The 18,527-nt window shown below is 53.5% G+C and carries 15 protein-coding genes; 9 read left to right on the forward strand and 6 right to left on the reverse strand.

Translation table 11 applies throughout. The features are described from left to right. The first annotated feature begins 284 nt into the window (after positions 1-284). The 7 genes from KP702_RS14375 (at position 285) to KP702_RS14405 (ending at position 7,446) form a co-directional block, all read left to right on the forward strand. Entirely contained in the window at positions 285-1,322 is a 1,038-nt protein-coding gene (locus KP702_RS14375; RefSeq protein WP_215769276.1) for an NAD(P)-dependent alcohol dehydrogenase, read from the forward strand. Between the two features lie 15 nt (positions 1,323-1,337). Beyond that, positions 1,338-2,351, forward strand: coding sequence for an AraC family transcriptional regulator (locus tag KP702_RS14380; protein ID WP_215769277.1), 1,014 nt, complete (start codon positions 1,338-1,340; stop codon positions 2,349-2,351). Between the two features lie 20 nt (positions 2,352-2,371). Further along, on the forward strand, positions 2,372-3,142 hold the full coding sequence (locus KP702_RS14385) for an SDR family NAD(P)-dependent oxidoreductase (RefSeq protein ID WP_202208168.1): 771 nt from the start codon (positions 2,372-2,374) through the stop codon (positions 3,140-3,142). Between the two features lie 99 nt (positions 3,143-3,241). After that, a complete protein-coding gene (locus KP702_RS14390) occupies positions 3,242-4,162 on the forward strand; it encodes a substrate-binding domain-containing protein (RefSeq protein WP_252348759.1) in 921 nt (306 codons plus the stop codon). Positions 4,163-4,197: 35 nt separating this feature from the next. Then, a complete protein-coding gene (locus tag KP702_RS14395) occupies positions 4,198-5,745 on the forward strand; it encodes a sugar ABC transporter ATP-binding protein (RefSeq protein ID WP_202208170.1) in 1,548 nt (515 codons plus the stop codon). Next, positions 5,729-6,694, forward strand: a complete 966-nt coding sequence (locus tag KP702_RS14400) for an ABC transporter permease (protein WP_202208171.1) — start codon at positions 5,729-5,731, stop codon at positions 6,692-6,694. The genes KP702_RS14395 and KP702_RS14400 overlap by 17 nt, the downstream gene beginning before the upstream one ends. Positions 6,695-6,717: 23 nt before the next feature. Continuing rightward, a complete protein-coding gene (locus tag KP702_RS14405; protein WP_215769279.1) occupies positions 6,718-7,446 on the forward strand; it encodes an SDR family oxidoreductase in 729 nt (242 codons plus the stop codon). A 357-nt stretch (positions 7,447-7,803) separates the two neighbouring features. Here the strand turns inward: KP702_RS14405 and KP702_RS14410 are convergent, their stop codons facing one another. Both KP702_RS14410 and KP702_RS14415 read right to left on the reverse strand, forming a co-directional pair. Further along, complete coding sequence (locus KP702_RS14410) at positions 7,804-9,399, reverse strand: cisplatin damage response ATP-dependent DNA ligase (protein ID WP_202208173.1); 1,596 nt, start codon at positions 9,397-9,399, stop codon at positions 7,804-7,806. After that, positions 9,396-10,418 (reverse strand): ligase-associated DNA damage response exonuclease, encoded by a 1,023-nt coding sequence (locus tag KP702_RS14415; RefSeq protein ID WP_202208174.1) that lies wholly within the window; start codon positions 10,416-10,418, stop codon positions 9,396-9,398. Before KP702_RS14415 ends, KP702_RS14410 begins: the two co-directional genes overlap by 4 nt. Before the next feature lie 70 nt (positions 10,419-10,488). On the opposite strand from KP702_RS14415, the gene KP702_RS14420 reads away from it, so the two are divergent. Beyond that, positions 10,489-12,906 carry a ligase-associated DNA damage response DEXH box helicase gene (locus tag KP702_RS14420; RefSeq protein ID WP_215769280.1) on the forward strand — a complete coding sequence of 806 codons (2,418 nt, stop codon included), beginning with the start codon at positions 10,489-10,491 and terminating at the stop codon, positions 12,904-12,906. Beyond that, positions 12,903-13,568 carry a ligase-associated DNA damage response endonuclease PdeM gene (gene pdeM, locus KP702_RS14425; protein ID WP_215769281.1) on the forward strand — a complete coding sequence of 222 codons (666 nt, stop codon included), beginning with the start codon at positions 12,903-12,905 and terminating at the stop codon, positions 13,566-13,568. The genes KP702_RS14420 and pdeM overlap by 4 nt, the downstream gene beginning before the upstream one ends. 222 nt (positions 13,569-13,790) lie before the next feature. Here the strand turns inward: pdeM and KP702_RS14430 are convergent, their stop codons facing one another. The 4 genes from KP702_RS14430 to KP702_RS14445 form a co-directional block, all read right to left on the reverse strand. Further along, positions 13,791-14,693: a LysR family transcriptional regulator gene (locus KP702_RS14430; RefSeq protein WP_215769282.1), complete on the reverse strand. Its 903-nt coding sequence runs from the start codon at positions 14,691-14,693 to the stop codon at positions 13,791-13,793. Positions 14,694-14,962: 269 nt separating this feature from the next. After that, entirely contained in the window at positions 14,963-15,991 is a 1,029-nt protein-coding gene (locus tag KP702_RS14435) for a methionine synthase (protein WP_215769294.1), read from the reverse strand. Positions 15,992-16,018: 27 nt separating this feature from the next. Continuing rightward, positions 16,019-17,002, reverse strand: a complete 984-nt coding sequence (locus KP702_RS14440) for a DUF1852 domain-containing protein (RefSeq protein WP_215769283.1) — start codon at positions 17,000-17,002, stop codon at positions 16,019-16,021. Between the two features lie 884 nt (positions 17,003-17,886). Further along, entirely contained in the window at positions 17,887-18,510 is a 624-nt protein-coding gene (locus KP702_RS14445; RefSeq protein WP_237390046.1) for a DUF3313 family protein, read from the reverse strand. Between the last annotated feature and the right edge of the window lie 17 nt (positions 18,511-18,527).

An 18,527-nucleotide genomic window follows, 5' to 3' on the forward strand; every position in this document is an offset into this window, starting at 1 on the left:
TTTCCAAGCAGTCCAGACCTCATATTTGTGTTATCTATAACATGGAAAATTTCAGGATTCAGGAAAATACATTCTTCTTCAGGAGAGAGTATAATCAATAATATCTATTTTAATCAATATGTTGGATTAACGTCTGTCGATAAAAAATTGGATATCTGAAATCGTATCACTCAAAAAAGTATCATTTTTTAGGAAAAAACACTCTATACACTGTGATATATAACATATAATCAGTTCTCTTGATCACATCTGATGTTAGAACGTGTGACAGGAGACGGTTGGATATGGCACAGGCTCTGGTGCTTGAGAAAAAGGGCGAACTTTCCCTGCGGGAAATTGCTCTGCCAACGGGGATCGGCCCCGATGATGTTCGAATTGCCATCCATACCGTTGGAATCTGTGGTAGCGATGTGCACTACTACACGCACGGTGCCATCGGCCCTTTCGTGGTCCGGGAACCCATGGTTCTGGGTCATGAAGCCTCGGGTACGGTTACGGAAGTAGGGCAGAATGTCCGCTCTTTGAAGGTGGGAGACCGGGTGTGCATGGAGCCTGGAATTCCTGACCCGCAATCCCGGTCCAGCCTCTTAGGGCAGTATAATGTTGATCCAGCCGTGCGTTTTTGGGCAACTCCACCTGTTCACGGATGTCTGACCCCGTCGGTTGTCCATCCGGCTGCCTTCACCTTCAAGCTGCCAGACAATGTGAGTTTCGCAGAAGGCGCCATGGTCGAGCCTCTGGCGGTCGGTGTTCATGCGGCCGTCAAGGCGGCACTCAAGCCCGGCGATGTGTGTCTCGTCACGGGCTGTGGTCCGATCGGAATTATGACAGCTCTGGCAGCGCTTGCCTCAGGGGCAGGCCAGGTTTTCATCACGGATCTTGCTCCCGCCAAACTTGCCATTGCCGGGCAGTATGACGGTGTCACGCCTGTCAATGTGCGGGAGACGAAGGTGCGCGACGTCATCGATACAGCCTGCGGTGCGGACTGGGGTGTAGATGTTGTCTTCGAAGCCAGCGGCTTTTCTGGGGCTTATGATGATGCTCTGGCCTGCGTCCGGCCAGGCGGCACAATCGTGTTCGTCGGGATGCCGGTTCAGAAAGTTCCATTTGATATCGTGGCTGCGCAAGCCAAGGAAATCCGGATGGAAACTGTCTTCCGCTACGCAAATGTCTATGAGCGAGCCATCCGCCTTATCAGTGCGGGCAAGATCGACCTCAAACCTCTCGTCTCGGAAACCTTCCCTTTCGATCAGGGTATTTCAGCTTTCGAGCGTGCTGCGGAAGCACGACCGGATGACGTGAAGCTCCAGATCGTTCTCTGAAAGGACAGTATTTTCATGTCCGTAACGCAGAAATCTCAGACGCAGGGTGCATTCTCTCCCATTGCTAACAGGGCCTCGGCCCTCGGTACGCTCCGCTCGCTTCAAGCCAAGGCGCCCGTCAGTGGCAATGCGACGCGTCCTGTTTATGAGGCCATTCATGCAGAACCGAACACAAGTTTCCGATGGCATCAGCACGATTATCCAGCGCCTGTCGCACGTTGGAATCATCACCCCGAATATGAACTGCATCTCATCACGAAGGGGGAGGGGCGAGCCATTATCGGGGATCACATCGGCAGTTTTGGTCCGCGGCAACTGGTACTTGTTGGGCCGGATCTTCCGCATGGCTGGTTCAGCCCGCTCAAGCCCGGAGAAGTACTAACCGGGCGTGATGTGGTGCTTCAGTTTAGCGCTCAATGGATTGAAACTCTGACGACGCTGTGCCCTGAACTGGCAGGGCTGCGCAATCTTTTGCAGGCTTCCACCCTTGGGATCGAATTTACTGGTCCAGAAGCACTTCAGATGGGTGAAAAGCTGGTCGCCATTGGTACTGTGCAGGGCGCTGCGAAGCTGGCAGCGTGTCTGGGGCTTCTGGCAGATCTGACTTCTGCGCCTTTCCGGACATTGTCTCTCAAAGGTGAAAACCCGGCTCTGAACAGCCCGGAAATGCAGCGGATGAGTAATGTCATCACGTCCCTGATGGCTATGGACCCGTCCGAAATTCGGCATGACCATCTGGCGCAGGATCTGGGGCTTTGCGCCTCAACATTTTCCCGTCAGTTCCGGGCGGCGACGGGCGACACGTTCATGTCGTTCCTGCATCGGCTGCGGGTGTGTCACGCATGTCATCTGCTGGCGAGTTCTCCCCTTTCGATCACGGAAATCGGTGCGGCTTCCGGCTTCAACAACCTCTCCAATTTTAACCGCATCTTTCTGCGCCTGCGTGGCTGCACGCCACGGGAATATCGCCGTCATGCTCGCGAAATGACGGCCCTTTCGCCAGCAGACGCCACAGAGTTCCTGAACTGATCGATAAGGGAAAACAGATCATGTCAACACTTCCACAACGCTTTTCCCTCGACGGTCGTAAAGCTCTTGTAACGGGTGCATCCCGCGGGCTTGGTGTTACGATCTGCGACGTGCTGAGTGCTGCCGGGGCCGATATTGTCGCTGTTGCGCGTTCGGAAGCCGATATGGCCGAAACGTGCCGGATTGTGGAAAGCCATGGCCGTCAATGCCTCACGGTTGTTGCAGATCTTAATGATTCCACGGCTCCAGACGCTGTCGCCCAGACCGTGACGGCTGCGTGGGGGGGCGTCGATATTGTCGTCAATAATGCTGGCGTCAGTTTCCCTCGCCCTCTGGTGGAGCAGACCGTTGAGGAGTGGGACACCGTGCAGGCCATTAACCTGCGCGCTCCATGGCTTCTCGCCCGTGCTTTTGCGCCGGGCATGATCGAACGCAAGCGCGGTAAAATCGTCAACATCAGTTCCCAGGCCAGCTCTGTCGCGCTGATTGATCATGGTGCTTACGTCGCCTCCAAAGCGGGTCTGAACGGTCTCACCAAGGTTATGACGGCGGAGTGGGCGGCTCATAACATCCAGGCCAATGCTATTTGCCCCACAGTCGTCTGGACGCCCATGGGCGAACGCGTCTGGAGCGTTGGGAACAAGCTGGAAAAGCTGCTGGAAAAAATCCCTGCGGGTCGTGTCGCAACACCGGAAGATGTCGCGGATACAGTTCTGTATCTAGCTTCCGATGCATCGAACATGGTCAACGGGCAGGAAATATTTGTCGATGGCGGATACACGGCCCTCTAGGCCGCCGCATCCTCAAATAGAGACAGGTAATTTTATGGTTTTGACAAGGCCATGTGCAGGAAATGGCCTGCACAGTGCATGCAGATCAACAGGTGTAACATGAAGACCAAGATGCTTCCGCTGGCCCTTCTGCCTCTCGCTCTTGGCGGGACGGCCCTGTCACACCCGGCTGCCGCAGCCGGAACACCACTGAAAATTGGCGTTTCCTTTCAGGAAATGAACAATCCGTACTTCGTCACCATGAAGGACGCTTTGCAGGAGGCCGCTGCCACAATCGGCGCCAATGTCATCATCAGCGATGCGCATCATGACGTTTCCAAGCAGGTGAGCGACATTGAGGACATGATCCAGCAGGGCGCGCAGATCATCATCATTAACCCGACCGATACCGTAGGCGTCACGTCCGTTGTTAAGGCGGTTCATGACAAGAACATCCCGATCGTCTCGGTAGATGCTCAGGCTGGCGGCCCGCTGGATGCGTTTGTCGGTTCCAAGAACTACGATGCCGGTTTCAAGGCCTGCGAGTACCTCGCCACGACGATCAAGAGCGGCAATATCGGGATCATCGACGGTATCCCGGTTGTGCCGATTCTTGAGCGTGTCAAAGGCTGCAAGGACGCCATTGCCAAGCATTCCGACATCAAGATTGTCAGCGTTCAGAACGGCAAGCAGGAGCGTGATCAGGCTCTGACGGTGGCGGAGAACATGCTTCAGGCCAACCCGGATCTGAAGGGCATTTTCAGCGTCAATGATAACGGATCGCTCGGTGTTCTTTCAGCCATTGAGTCCAATGGCTCTGACGTGAAGCTGGTCAGCGTGGATGGCAATCCGGAAGCTGTGAAGGCCATCAGCAAGCCGGGCTCTCATTTCATCGCCACGGCAGCCCAGTTCCCCCGGCAGGAAATCCGTCTGGCACTCGCGCTGGCCCTCGCCAAGAAATGGGGCGCAGAAGTCCCGAAAGTTCTGCCAGTCGATGTCGAGCTGATCGACGCGACGAAAGCCAAGACGTTTAGCTGGTAAATTCCAAGAACGCCCCGGATTCCGGAGGGAACATCATGACAGAAACCAGTCAGACATCCCCAGAACCGCTTCTGGCGCTTAAGGGAATCTCCAAGAGCTTTCCGGGAGTCCGGGCGTTGCGGAATGTCAGTCTCAGCCTGGAGCGTGGAGAAATCCATGCTCTTCTGGGGGAGAACGGTGCTGGAAAATCCACGATCATCAAGATCATGGGTGGCATCCAGTCTCAGGATGAAGGGCAGATCTTTCTCAACGGAAAAGAATGCCACTTCTCCAGCTACAAGGATGCCATCAGCGCGGGCATCGGGATTGTTTTTCAGGAATTCAGCCTGATTCCTGAACTCGACGCCGTGGATAATATTTTCCTCGGGCGTGAGATGCGGAACGCTCTCGGCTTTTCCCGCAAAAGCGAAATGACGCGCATTGCGCAGGGAATTTTCGAGCGGCTGGGGGTGAAAACGCGGTTTGACGTTCCTGTCGCGCGTCTCAGCGTTGCTGAACAACAGTTTGTAGAAATCGCAAAGGCTCTGTCACTGGATGTGCAGGTTCTGATCCTCGACGAACCAACCGCGACCCTGACCCCGACGGAAGCCGAACTGCTTTTCAACGTCATGCGGCAGCTCCGGGACCAGGGCATCGGCATTTTCTTCGTGTCGCATCACCTCGAAGAGATTTTTGAAATTTGTGACCGGATTACGGTGCTTCGCGATGGGGCTTATGTAGGCGTCCTGAAAACGGCCGAGTGCACGATGGATCATCTGGTTGAGCGGATGGTCGGCCGGAAAATTGAAAATACGTTCCCGCCCAAACCCGTTCTCCATACTGCCGAGCGCATTCTGGAAGCTGAAAATATTCGCTTTTCCAGTAACGGGCATCCCAACAGTTTCTACCTGCGGAAAGGTGAAATCCTTGGTTTCGCTGGGCTGGTTGGCTCTGGCCGAACGGAAACGGCTCTGGCGTTGATCGGCGCACTGCCATGTCCAGGAAAAACGGTGCGGATTGAGGGCAGAGACGTGTCTATGGGGAATCCGGCACAGGCTCTGCGTCACGGTATCGGAATTCTGCCCGAAAGCCGAAAAACCGAAGGATTGATCCTTGGCTTCAGTATCCGGGACAACATCTCCATTAACAACCTGCCGCAATATACCCGCCCGATCGGCACGATCGACACCGCGCGGGAGAAGTGGAAGACACAGGAGTTGATGTCCGCCGTCCGTATCAAAGCCCCTTCGGACGAGACGACCGTGGTGAGTCTTAGTGGCGGAAATCAGCAGAAGGTTGTGATTGCGCGCTGGCTGAACCGCCGGAGCAAGATCCTGATCTTCGATGAGCCTACCCGCGGCATCGACGTCGGGGCTAAGGCGGAAATCTACACACTCATGCGGAACCTCACGGCAGAGGGATACGCCATCATCATGATCTCATCCGAGCTTCCGGAGGTCGTCGGAATGTGTGACCGCGTGGCCGTGTTCAGCCATGGCGTCATCACGGCGGTTCTGGAGGGGGATGCCATCAGTTCGGAAGAGGTAATGCGTCATGCAACAGCAAGCGTTAAAAAGTCCGCAGTCGATGCACTCTCTGCTTGAGCGTTACAGATCGTCGAAATTCGCGCGGTCAACGGCATTTCTCCCAGCGGTCGGACTGTTCGTGGTCGTAGTCTGCATGATCGCGCTTAACAGTCGCTTCCTGTCCTTCGGCAACCTCGAAAACGTCGCCAGACAGGTCTCAATTAACGCCATCATCTCCGTGGGCATGACCTTTGCCATTCTCACAGGCGGCATTGATCTTTCTGTGGGCGCGGTCATGGCGCTGGCCGGAACCATTACGGCGGGTCTGCTGGTTTCCGGCCTGAACGCCGGGCTGGCCATTCTCGCCGGGCTGGGTGTCGGGGCGCTCTTCGGAGCCGGAAACGGATTATGCATTGCCCGTCTCGGAATGCCGCCGATCATTGTGACGCTGGCATCCATGAGTATCGCCCGTGGACTGGGGCTGATCTACACGAACGGCTATCCCATCTCGGGCCTTCCGGACTGGTTCGCGTTTATCGGTCGCGGAAAGGTTCTGGGAATCCAGACGCCAATTCTCATCATGCTAGTTGTCTATGCGCTGGCCTATCTGCTGCTCCAGCGCATGCCGATTGGCCGGTACATTTACGCCATCGGTGGCAATGAAGAGGCTGTCCGCCTCTCCGGCATCGATTCCCGTAAATACAAGATCACCGTTTACCTGATTGGCGGATTTACGGCCGCGCTGGCAGGCGTTGTTCTGTCTTCGCGTCTCATGAGCGGCCAGCCCAACGCAGGTGTCGGCTTTGAACTCGATGCCATCGCCGCCGTGGTGCTGGGTGGCACCTCAATTTCCGGCGGTCGTGGCTCCATCATCGGCACCCTCATCGGTGCCATGCTGCTGGGTGTCCTGAACAACGGGCTGAACCTGCTTGAGGTCTCCCCTTACGTTCAGAATGTCATCAAGGGCGCGATCATCCTTCTCGCAATTTTCATCAGTCGTCAGCGCGGCACAGCGTCCGCACGCTGAGACAGCATCACAGGATAGTGCATATGACACAGTCTCTTCAGGGCAAGATCGCCGCCATCACGGGCGCGGCTTCGGGTATCGGTCTCGAATGTGCCCGCTATCTCATCGAAGCGGGGGCCGTGGTCTATCTTCTGGACCGTGATGCCAAAACGCTCGAAAACAAGACGGCAGAGCTCGGTAGCCAGGCTCATGCGATCATTGTCGATCTCTTCGACTATAAAACCGTAGATGCTGCCGTTGCGCAGATCGTTCAGGAACAGGGCCGGATCGATATCTTCCATGCCAATGCCGGGGCGTATGTTGGCGGCAATGTTTGGGAAGGCGATCCTGATAGCTGGGATGCGATGCTGCACCTGAACATCAATGCTGCCTTCCGCTCGGTCCGCGCCGTGCTGCCGCAGATGATGAAGCAGGAGAGTGGCGATATCGTCATGACCAGTTCAATTGCCGGCATGATCCCCATCATGGCCGAGCCCATCTACACAGCCTCGAAACATGCTGTGCAGGCCTTTGTGCATACAGTGCGCCGGCAGGTCGCGAAGTACGGTATTCGGGTGGGCGCAATCCAGCCCGGGCCTGTGGTCACGCCGTTGCTGAAAGACTGGGATCAGGCACGGCTTGAAGCCAATATCAAGGCTGGTGCTCTGATGGAAGCCAAGGAAGTGGCTGAAGCCCTGATCTTCATCCTGACACGTTCAAAGGGCGTGATGGTGCGGGATCTGGTCGTTCTGCCGCATAACTTTGATGCCTGATACAAAGGTTTTTCTGGTTTTTCCATAAGAGGGCGCGGCCTAACCTGCTTGGGCTTATTAAACATCGGCTCGATACGGTTGCGCCCTCTGTGAAAACGGAAATTATAGAGAATATTCTCTGTTTGATTTGAATGTGGTGGGATGACGGGAGGATCGCCTCGAAAGATCAGGTTCTCCAGCATCCCGTCGCGATCATATCCTTTGCCTGCTACGAGCGTGCGAAGAGGTGCGACTGGCGCCCCATCAGAACATCAGCGGGGGATTAATTAAAATTTTTCCGCGTCTGTTCTTCCCCTGGAGCCATCGTTGTCCGCGAGAGGGGGAGTGCGGTGTGTCGAAACGGATGAGGTACTTCCTCTATAGAAAAGCTCTAATGAACTCATCGAGCGTGTCCGCATCCTCTACAGGTTTGTCACGGCGAATACGTGAAACGCGCGGAAAACGAAGGGCTACGCCGCTTTTATGGCGCTTGGAATACTGAGCAGCATCAAAGGCAATTTCCAGAACAAGACCATGCGCCACTTCCCGGACTGGACCAAAACGCTTGGTGGTGTGATCGCGGATCCACTTGTCCAGAAATTTCAGTTCTTCGTCCGTAAAGCCTGAGTAAGCTTTACCAATCGGAACAAGTTCACGTTCTCCGTCCACGGTGCGCCATAAGCCGAACGTGTAGTCGGAATAGAAGCTGCTGCGTTTGCCGTGCCCGCGTTGTGCATACATGACAACGGCATCGACGCTGAGTGGCTCACGTTTCCATTTCCACCACGGCCCCCGTGGTCGACCCGGAACATACGGACTGTCAGCCTTTTTCAGCATTAGCCCTTCAATGCCTTCGCTCCGTGCATTCTCGCGAAGCTTGGCTAGGTCTTCAAAGTTCTGGAACGCAATGAGATCAGACAAGACCATTCTGGGCGGATTCAAGCGTGCGAACCAGCTTTCCAATCGCTGTCGTCTGGTATCGAATGGTAGGGAGCGCAGGTCGTCTCCGTCTTCAAACAGGATATCGTACAGTCGGATACCGGCTGGCATGTCTCTAAGCATGGAAGCCGTAGGCGATTTTCGGTTCAATCGCTGTTGGAGATCCGCAAACGGGGCGACAACACCGTCCTGAACGACCAGAAGCTCACCATCCAGAACGACCCTGCTGCCTAGATCCTGCATCGTGGCCAGCACGTCCGGAAAGGCCTTTCCAATATCTTCCGCCCTACGCGTGTAGACACGCTCCCCTTGAGGTGTGGAAACAAGCTGAACTCGGATACCGTCCCATTTCCATTCTGCTCGCCATTCCGCTGGATCGAATGCTGTCAGGTCAACGTTTTCCAAGGGCTGGGCCAGCATAGGCGGCCGGAAAACCGGAGCATCCTTCGCATCGGGTTTCGGCCCTTTTCCCTCCACCCATGCGAAGAGGGGCCCATAAGGCGCTTCAAGGCCGTGCCACACTTCCTCAATGTCATCCGCAGCCACAGACGCTATTTCTGCAAGGGCTGTTTTTGCCAGCCGGGCTGACGCGCCAACGCGCAACGAGCCAGTAATGAGCTTGAGGAGGGCGTAGCGGGAGGAGGCATCGCATACGTCCAGCCATCCCCTTACAACATCCGGGACATCTGCCTTTGGAAGGCGCTCGAGGGTATGAACGACCTCCGCCAGACCCGGTGCAGTTGGCGTAACATGATCACTGGTTTCCGGCCGCCAGATCAGTGCGACTGTTTCCGCAAGGTCTCCAACGTAATCATAAGACCACGCAAAGAGTTCCGGGTCGATCCGTTCCATGGCCAGAGCCCGAAGCATGGCAGGTTTAGCAGTAGCAAAGGACAGACTTCCTGCCATCGCAGCCAGCGCGTATCCCCGGTCAGGATCGGGCGCCATCGAAAAATACTCTTTGAGAAGTGCAAGCTTCATATTTCGTGAAGGGGTGAAGGCCAGGCGTTCCAGCAGGGTCGCAAATTCGATCATGTCAAAGCGCCCTGTTCCGCCTGTTCATCCTCTTCCTCGTACCCCAAAAGCCGCAGCGCGCGGCCGCGGATCTGCATCTTGCCCAACGCATAAATCAGAGCATCCTCGCGCCCATGCGTGACCCAGATTTCCTTTGCCCCGGTTGCCTGACATGTCTCCAGAAGAGCATCCCAGTCGGCATGGTCGCTGATAATGACAGGGAGTTCGACCCCACGCGCTTTTGCTCGCTGGCGAACATGCATCCAGCCTGATGCCAGACAGACGACCGGGTCTGGAAGCCGACGTGCCCAACGGTCTGCAATGGCCGATGGAGGCGCGAGGACAATGCCCCCGCGCATCTCACCTTTCTTTGCTGCCGTTGCAGAACGCAGTTCCCCCAAGGGGACACCAAAACCTTCGTACAGCTTACACATCGGTAGAAGAGCACCATGGAGCCAGAGAGGGTCATGGTAGCCACCCTCACGAAGCAGAGCGATCAGACGCTGGCATTTACCAAGGGCGTAACAGCCAACAACATGCGTGCGCTCTGGAAACAGGCGTACGTCATGCAGCAGTTTGGCAATCTCATGAGCGGGATCAGGTAAGCGAAAGACTGGCAGCCCAAACGTGGCTTCAGTTACGAAAAGATCACAGGGCACAACCTCAAAAGGAACGCATGTTGGATCAGGCGCGCGCTTGTAATCCCCACTGACGACGGCGCGCTGCCCACGGTACTCCATGACAACCTGTGCACTTCCCAGAACATGCCCGGCAGGCGCGAGCCAGACCTGCACGTCCCCAATGGAAATGACTTCTCCATAAGCAAGTGCCTGCTGGGCTTGACCGGCGCGGCCTTCACCCATTCTCAGGCGCATGATCGCCAGAGTTTCGGGCGTCCCGGTGACAAGCTCGTGGCCGGGTCGGGCGTGATCAGAATGACCATGCGTAATGACGGCGTGGGCCACTGGTTGGAGAGGGTCAATATAGAACGCGCCGGGTGCACAGAAGAGCCCTTCCGGTTTCAACTCAAGCCAGTCCACCCAGTCTTCTCCGCCAGTCGTGCAAGAACAGGGAAAGAACCCGCGAAACGCGTGTGCGTTTCTTCAGCTAATGAGCAAACATCTTCCCGAACCTTTTCAGACCTGGTTTTTCCAACAGGGCTGGTCTCCCCGATCTCATCAACTCGCTATGCTTCAGGCAGCGGAAGATGGAGTGTCTGCGCTTCTTATCGCGCCAACCGGCGGAGGAAAGACACTGTCGGGCTTTCTGCCCAGCCTCATCGAATTGGCAGACGGTTCATATTCAGGACTGCATACGCTCTATGTCAGTCCCCTGAAGGCTCTCTCGACCAATATCGCAGAAAGCCTCTCCCGACCTATTATGGACATGGATCTTCCGGTTCGTGTTGAGGTCCGCAGTGGAGATACGTCCGGAGCACGCCGGAAACGGCAACAGAAGAACCCGCCGCATGTTCTCCTGACAACACCGGAAAGCCTAGCGCTGTTGCTGTCATACCCAGATGCTGCCGCGTACTTTTCCACGCTCAGAGTTCTGATTATCGACGAAGTTCATGCGCTTGCTGGCACCAAGCGGGGAGACCAGCTTGCCCTCTGTGCCAGCCGCCTGCGAACGTTTTCGTCATCACTCCGGATCAATGGCTTATCCGCAACCGTAGCGCACCCTTCCGCCATGGCGGCCTGGGTTTCCCCGACGGGCAAAGCCTCTGGCGTCCGTCTTGTCAAAGCGGAAGACGGGGTGCGGCCGGACGTTCATGTGCTTTTGCCTGACGAGCGGGGGTATCTTCCGTGGGCCGGTCGTACAGGGTTGGGAAGCGCTACTGCAATCCTGAATGAAATTGCCCGTGCTCGCCTCACCATCGTGTTCGTCAACAGTAGGGCGCAGGCAGAACTACTGTTCCAGGCTCTGTGGAAAGACAACGGAGACAATCTGCCTATTGGGCTTCATCATGGCAGTCTGGATGCGGTGCGTCGGGCCAAGGTTGAAGAGGCCATGGCTCGAGGCGATCTGAGGGCAGTGGTGGCTACGTCGTCGCTGGATCTGGGGCTGGATTGGGGCGCAGTGGATCAGATCATTCAGGTGGGGGCACCAAAACAGATCTCCCGCCTGACACAGCGGCTCGGCCGGGCTAATCACCGGATGGACGAACCATCGCGTGCGCTTCTTGCTCCAGCCAACCGATTTGAAGTGCTGGAATGTGAAGCTGCCAAAGACGCTGTTCTGCGGCATGAACTCGACGGTGATCCGCCGCGCGCCGGGGCACTGGACGTTCTGGCTCAGCATGTGCTGGTCACAGCGTGTGCTGGACCGTTCTTTCCCGATGCTCTGTATGAAGAAGTTCGCCAGACTGCGCCTTACAGCCAGATTGCACGCACGGATTTCGATGAGGTCGTTCGATTTGTCGAAGACGGTGGCTATGCTTTAAAGGCCTATGAACGCCATCAGCGTCTTTTCCGGGACTCATTGGGGCAACTCTGGGTTCGCAATGAGCAGATCATCCGGCAGTTCCGGATGAATATTGGCACCATCGTCGATACTCCGATGCTTCGCGTCAAATCCCGACGCGGAAAAGCTTTTGGGGAGATTGACGAGTATTTCGCCTCAACGCTCGTTCCGGGCGATACATTCCTGCTGGGCGGAGAACTGCTGGAATTTCTGGGGCTGCAAGATACGACCGTTCAGGCGGCGCGGGGTAGAGGCAAGGATCCGCGCGTACCGGTTTACGGGGGCAACCAGCTTTCCATTTCACCCGGTCTGGCCAGATACGTCCGTGAGATGCTGCATACGCCATCCTTGTGGACCGTGCTTCCGAAGGCTGTGCAGGACTGGCTTACCCTTCAGGCAAAGCGCTCACATATGCCTGGACCGGACAATTTTCTTGTTGAGACTTTTCCACACAAAGGATTGCACTACATTGTGGCGTATCCCTTTGAAGGGCGGAATGCGCATCAAACTTTGGGGCTTCTCCTGACAAAAAAGCTGGAGGAGACTGGAAAGGGACCTCTGGGCTTCGTGGCTAACGATTATATGGTTGCCTGCTGGTGCGTCCATCCCGCTGGCTCCATGACGGACCTGTTCAGCCAAGATCTGCTTGAAGGCAATCTGGCAGACTGGCTCGCGGAAAGTGCCATGCTCCGCCGCACTTTCCGGGACGTTGCCATTATTGCCGGACTGGTGGAACGCAATTATCCCGGGCGTGAGAAAAACCGGCGTCAGATGACGATCAGTAGTGACCTGCTTTACGATGTCCTTCGAAAATATGATCCAGATCACATCCTCCTACGTGCGACGCGGCTTCAGGCAGAGCAGGGTCTGACTGATCTGCGGCGTCTTTCCGGTATGCTGGATCGCATTCAAGGGCATATCGAGCATGTTAGTCTTTCCCATGTTTCGCCGCTTGCGGTTCCTGTTCTTCTTGAGCAGGGACGTGAAAAAATCCGGGGAGGAGAGGGCGAAGAGTATCTTCTGGCCGAGGCTGACAAGCTTTATGCCTTGGCAGGGAAAGCGTGAATTTTCGTGAGGTAACGCTGGCAGGTGAGCGGATATGGCTCCTGCCCGGAGGGGCTGTTTTCCTGCCTGAAACGCAGATGCTCGTGGTGGCTGACTTGCATTTGGGTAAGGGGACGTCTGCTCGGGCACGTGGAGTACTGCTTCCGCCAGGAGATACGATGTCGACGCTCGAGAACGTGCTCCAGCTTGTCGAGGCTCATTCCCCCCGGGTTCTGGTCGCGCTTGGAGACAGCTTTCATGACTGTCAGGCAGGAGAGCGTCTTCTTGATGCAGAACGAACATTGCTGGATACCATAACCACAAAAGCAGCGACTTTGTGGATCACAGGTAATCACGATGCGCTCCCGATTTCGGGTATTGGGGGCAAGTGGGTTGAAGAATACCGGGTCGGCAATCTGATCCTCAGGCATATACCATCTGCGACAATTCCTTCTGGCAGTGCGGAACTGGCAGGCCATCTTCATCCGAAGATCAGAATACGGATCAGGGGGCATGTTATGAGCCGCGCCTGCTTCCTCACGGGAGAAGAACGCCTTATTCTGCCAGCACTGGGATCATATACCGGCGGATTGGACATCTCCCATCAGGCGTTCGCAGGACTGTTTCTCCACGGATATGCGGCTTATGTCTGGGGAGCTGATCAAATTAATCGGGTTGTCTAGTGGGCAGCTCTAAGCCCACGGTGGAGAGGCGCGCAATCGAGACCGTCGTAATTGGTAGAATTCTTGAGTGGTTCCCAAGAATTTATGCTGATCCACAAATATTTCAAATCTAAAAGCCCGGAAATTTCTTCGAGGAAACGGATGCTTTTCAATATTGAGAAAGCCCGGCTGTTTGATGCTCTCTATCCCATCATAAGGTGATAGAGGAACACAGAAAGCTTTTCAAAAGAAAGGATCTTCAGGTCGGGCAGCAAAGTCTATGAAATCGGTGAGATATTGAATGTCATCATCTGTTTCGCGGCGTCCGAGAAAGATCTGCTTTGCAATCCCTTTCTCGCCAAGTCTTATCGCATGCAGACCGTAGCGTGAGGCATGTTCTTCTACCAACCAGCGAGGTAGGGCTGTGACACCGCGCCCATGCGCCACCATAACCAGCATGATATCTGTCGTTTCAATCTGCTTCTGCTGACGCGGTGCGATGCCGGCTGGCTGAAGAAACTGCGTATAAATATCCAAACGTTCAGAAGGTACGGGATAGGTAATGAGCGTTTCCCCGGCAAGTTGCTCAGGCGTGATGGATGTTTCGCCGCACAGTCTGTGACCAGTCCCTACGACAAGAACAAGTTCGTAATCGAACACCGGTGTGAAGTTAAGGCCCGGTTTGTAAAGTGGGTCGGGTGTGACGAGAATATCAATTTCGTTGCTTAGCAAGGCTCCGATGCCACCAAACTGAAATTTCTGCCGAACGTCGACATCTACTTTTGGCCATCGTTCGAGATAGGGTGAGACAACGTTAAGGAGCCATTGGTAGCAGGGATGGCACTCCATCCCGATCCTCAAAATGCCACGTTCGCCATTGGCGAATTGTTCCAGCCTCTCTTCTGCGAGTGAAAACTGGGGTAGCAAACGATTTGCCAGAGCGAGTAGCCATTGCCCTGCCTGCGTCAGGACCAGAGAGCGTCCCTCGCGTCGCCATATCTTTACACCAAGTTGTATCTCGATCTTACGAACGGCATGACTGAGAGCAGGCTGGGTCAGGTTTAATCGGATACCCGCTGCTGTTAGCGACCCTTCCTGTGCGACTGCCTGAATGATCATCAGATGGTTGCGTTCCAGGATAGCCATACTTTCCAGTCCATGCGTGTTTTTTATGAAAGCATTAAATTATATCATTTTTGCTTATCTTTAAAAACCTTTCTCCAGACAGTTGCCCGCCCCTCTCAAATCTTTTTGTTTTTGTATCTGCCTTCGGCAATTCAGGAGCGCTGGGGCTCGGGAACGCGGTGGTCAAATTGTTGGGCCGTTCTGGAGTTATGACTGAGTGGAGACAGTAAAAAAAATCTCCGCTCAGCTATCCGTTATTTTTGACAATCAGGCGCTGAAGACTGCGCTTGTTATGCCGAAAGTTCTCTTCGCAGAATGTTGGCCCCTGCGGCAAGAGCGCTCAGCTTTTCCCGTGCGACACGACGGGACAAAGGCGCCATACCACAGTTGGTAGAAGGGTAAAGTTTGTCTGCATCCACAAACTGGAGGGCTTTTCGGAGCGTATCAGCCACATCTTCTGGCGTCTCAACCGTGTTGGTAGCTACATCAATGGCTCCAACCATTACTTTTTTACCACGAATAAGTTCAATGAGATCCATCGGAACACGGGAATTCTGGCATTCCAAAGAGATCATATCGATACTGGAACTCTGCAGCTTAGGAAAAATTTCCTCATATTGTCTCCACTCGGCACCGAGACTGTTTTTCCAGTCGATATTGGCTTTGATACCATACCCATAGCAAATATGAACTGCGGTTTCACACGTGAGCCCCTCAACTGCTCTTTCTAGGGCCGCAACCCCCCAGTCGTTAACTTCATCGAAGAAAACGTTGAAGGCTGGTTCATCGAACTGGATAATATCAACGCCAGAAGCTTCCAGTTCCTTCGCCTCCTGATTGAGGATCTTGGCGAATTCCCAGGCCAACTTTTCACGGCTTTTGTAGTGGCTATCATGGAGCGTATCGACCATGGTCATGGGGCCTGGGAGTGTCCACTTAATCGGCTTTTTTGTCAGTGTTCTTAAAAACTTTGCATCCTCTACAAAGACAGGTTTCTCACGTGTTACATTCCCAATAACGGACGGCACGCTCGCATCATACCGGTTACGGATCTTGACGGTTTGGCGGTTTTTGAAGTCAACGCCGCGCAGGTGTTCAATGAATGTCGTGACGAAGTGCTGCCGCGTTTGTTCACCGTCGCTCACGATATCAATTCCGGCACGATCCTGATCGTCGAGTGTCAGACGTAAAGCATCCTGTTTGCCCTCAATCAATTCCTCGCCCTGCAGTTTCCATGGGGACCAGAGGGTTTCAGTTTTTGCAAGCCACGACGGTTTAGGCAGGCTGCCAACTGTTGAAGTCGGAAGTAATTTTGTCATGGTCAAAGGCCTTGTACGGTTTAGGGTTCAAACTGAAAAATGAGCAGACCACTGCTCAAGAGCCGTCCGGTGGGGAATGATAAAATTTTCCTCGGTGAACTTTCCCTGTTCAATCGCCAGCTTGTTCCGTTCTTCTCGGTCATAGAAAATCTGAGTTGTCGAATAGTCCTGATGGGTCAGGCTGGGCTGGTAGCATCCGGCTGCCGGGGAGTTCGCATTATAGATTTCTGGTCGATAGACTTTCTGAAAACATTCCATCGTACTAATTGTGCTAATGAGTTCCAAATTGGAATAGTCTGTCAGAAGATCTCCGAAAAAATAAAATGCTAGAGGTGCTGAACTATGGGGAGGCATGAAATATCTAACTTTCATACCCATTTTTTCAAAGTATTGATCAGTAAGAGAATACTCTCTCTGTTCATACTCAAAGCCAAGGACAGGGTGATGATTCTCAGTCCTATGGTACGTTCTGTTACTTGAAATGCTCAGGCAAATGACCGGCATTTTTCTGAAGTTATTCTTGTATTCGTCAGAGCCGAGAAAAGATCTGAACATCTTACCATGAAGATCACCAAAGCGCTCGGGAATGCCAAATTCTGAACGGTTCTGATTATAATTTCGAAGGAGGACGCTGAAATCATAATCGCGGACGTAAGAGGAAAAATTATTTCCAACAATGCCCGGAATACGTTCGTTGTTGATAATATCAATAATAGAAGTGTTCAGTATTTCGATTAAGGGAAATGACTGATGTTCACCATTACAACTCATAGTCGTTTCGACAGAGATGATATCAATTTCGACGGAGTAGCGATCTGCCTTTGAGTTGTCCCAATGGGCTAACGCATTAAAACGGTTATCAATCATTTGCAGGATATTCTGCAAGTTCTGTTGACGATGGTTTCCTCTGACGAGGTTGGCAAAATTTGTGGTTAGACGCGTATCGTTTGAGGGACAATAGTCCTCGTCAAACCGCGTTTTTTTCAGATTAAAAGTAAACTCTATGGACATATGCGGTTCGACCTTGCGAGTTGAAAATTCCTCATATTTTCACTTGAGGATTTATTCGGATTTATATTGCCGGAGCAGAAAGCTTCATGCCGTGCAGTGATGAGTGGTGCTGGTGAACGGTATGCCCGAGATGTTGAGTGAGCAAAAATGATTTTATTTCATTGATCCATGAAAATCGTTCATACCATAACTGTAGGAGAAAAAAGGTTAGAATACCCGCCAACATCTGACACTAATCTGTAGTTTTTAGTTGGACGGGATGAAGACAATCGCTTCGAGAAGCGAACGATGCATGAATGTCTGATGCTGGAAGATTTCGAGCAGGCAATTCAAATTCCCTGTAACAGGAATACTAATGGCTTAGGCTTCTGAGTTGCGTGCGGAATTACTGAAACATAGTTTCGATAATAAAATACGGCGTATAGGCGCAATTGATGTCAGGGTAGAAGTCTGTTTCAGGCGCCTGTGAAGAGATTGAGGATGAGCGGTCGATATTAGGTTAAAGGACGACTAAATGGATCGTCTCTGCTTTGTTTCCAGAGAGGCGCGACAGGCTGCAAATTGCTGCGTGCCATGTCTGATCGGTACCATAGAGGCACCAAAGTGCAATGTATTTTGTAGGTGCCAAACATCCAGAAAAACCGTCAATTACTGTCAGTTGTACCTGAAATCAGGTCGCAAGGGCATAATCCACGGTTCTTTCATAATGAATAAAGAATGACATAGTTTCCATCAAGAAAGTGACTATGTTTTACGGTGAGTGCGAGTGACGACAAGATGAATTGTGAGAGGTATATAAAACTCGAGAATATTCAGAAGAGAGCGGTTTACGACCAAACCAAGAAGAGGCCAGTTTTTACGGATTTTCATTCTTAACGGGCTCATTATCCGCTTCTCCTGCTTTCATGTGAGTTACGAAGGGTTCCGGTAGGCAACTGCGTGCTCCCGTTCTTCTTGATCCTGTGAAACTCTTCATCCATGAGTTCGGACGCCAGACGGAAGGCTCTTTTTGCATGTGCATATGGAAGCCACTGTCCCATCATGTTCCATGGCATTCCATTGTTATAAGTCGAGATGGCAAGCAGGGTTTCCCCTGTGGTTGCGTCCGTGGCGACGAGTTCTTCACTGGCGCCCCCCGGAAATGGGGGAGGGATCGGCGGCATGCCACCTCCCGCTGCGCCGGCTGCAAATCCGGCAACGATCGGAAGGGCATTATAATACCACTTACTGCGGCGGATATTGGTAATAGCCGCGCGGACCCGGATTGTGTTGGGGCAAGTCGGGTCACATTGTTCGGGTGCGAGGACCTGAAAATCATGCGCAAGGGCTTTGACAAGTGCGTCGTGGAAAGCCTTGGTCATGCGTGCTTCGACCGCAGGTTTAAGTTTTGGAGCCTTTGCTACCGGATGCCAGGTAACAGGTTCGATGACAAGGAAATGATACTTCGAAGCATCTATCGTGGGGGAGACATAAACCAGATCATCCGTATGGTTTTTTTGATGAACCATCTGTCCATACGTATCCC

Source organism: Gluconobacter sp. P5B12, assembly GCF_018812035.1.
GTDB lineage: Bacteria > Pseudomonadota > Alphaproteobacteria > Acetobacterales > Acetobacteraceae > Gluconobacter.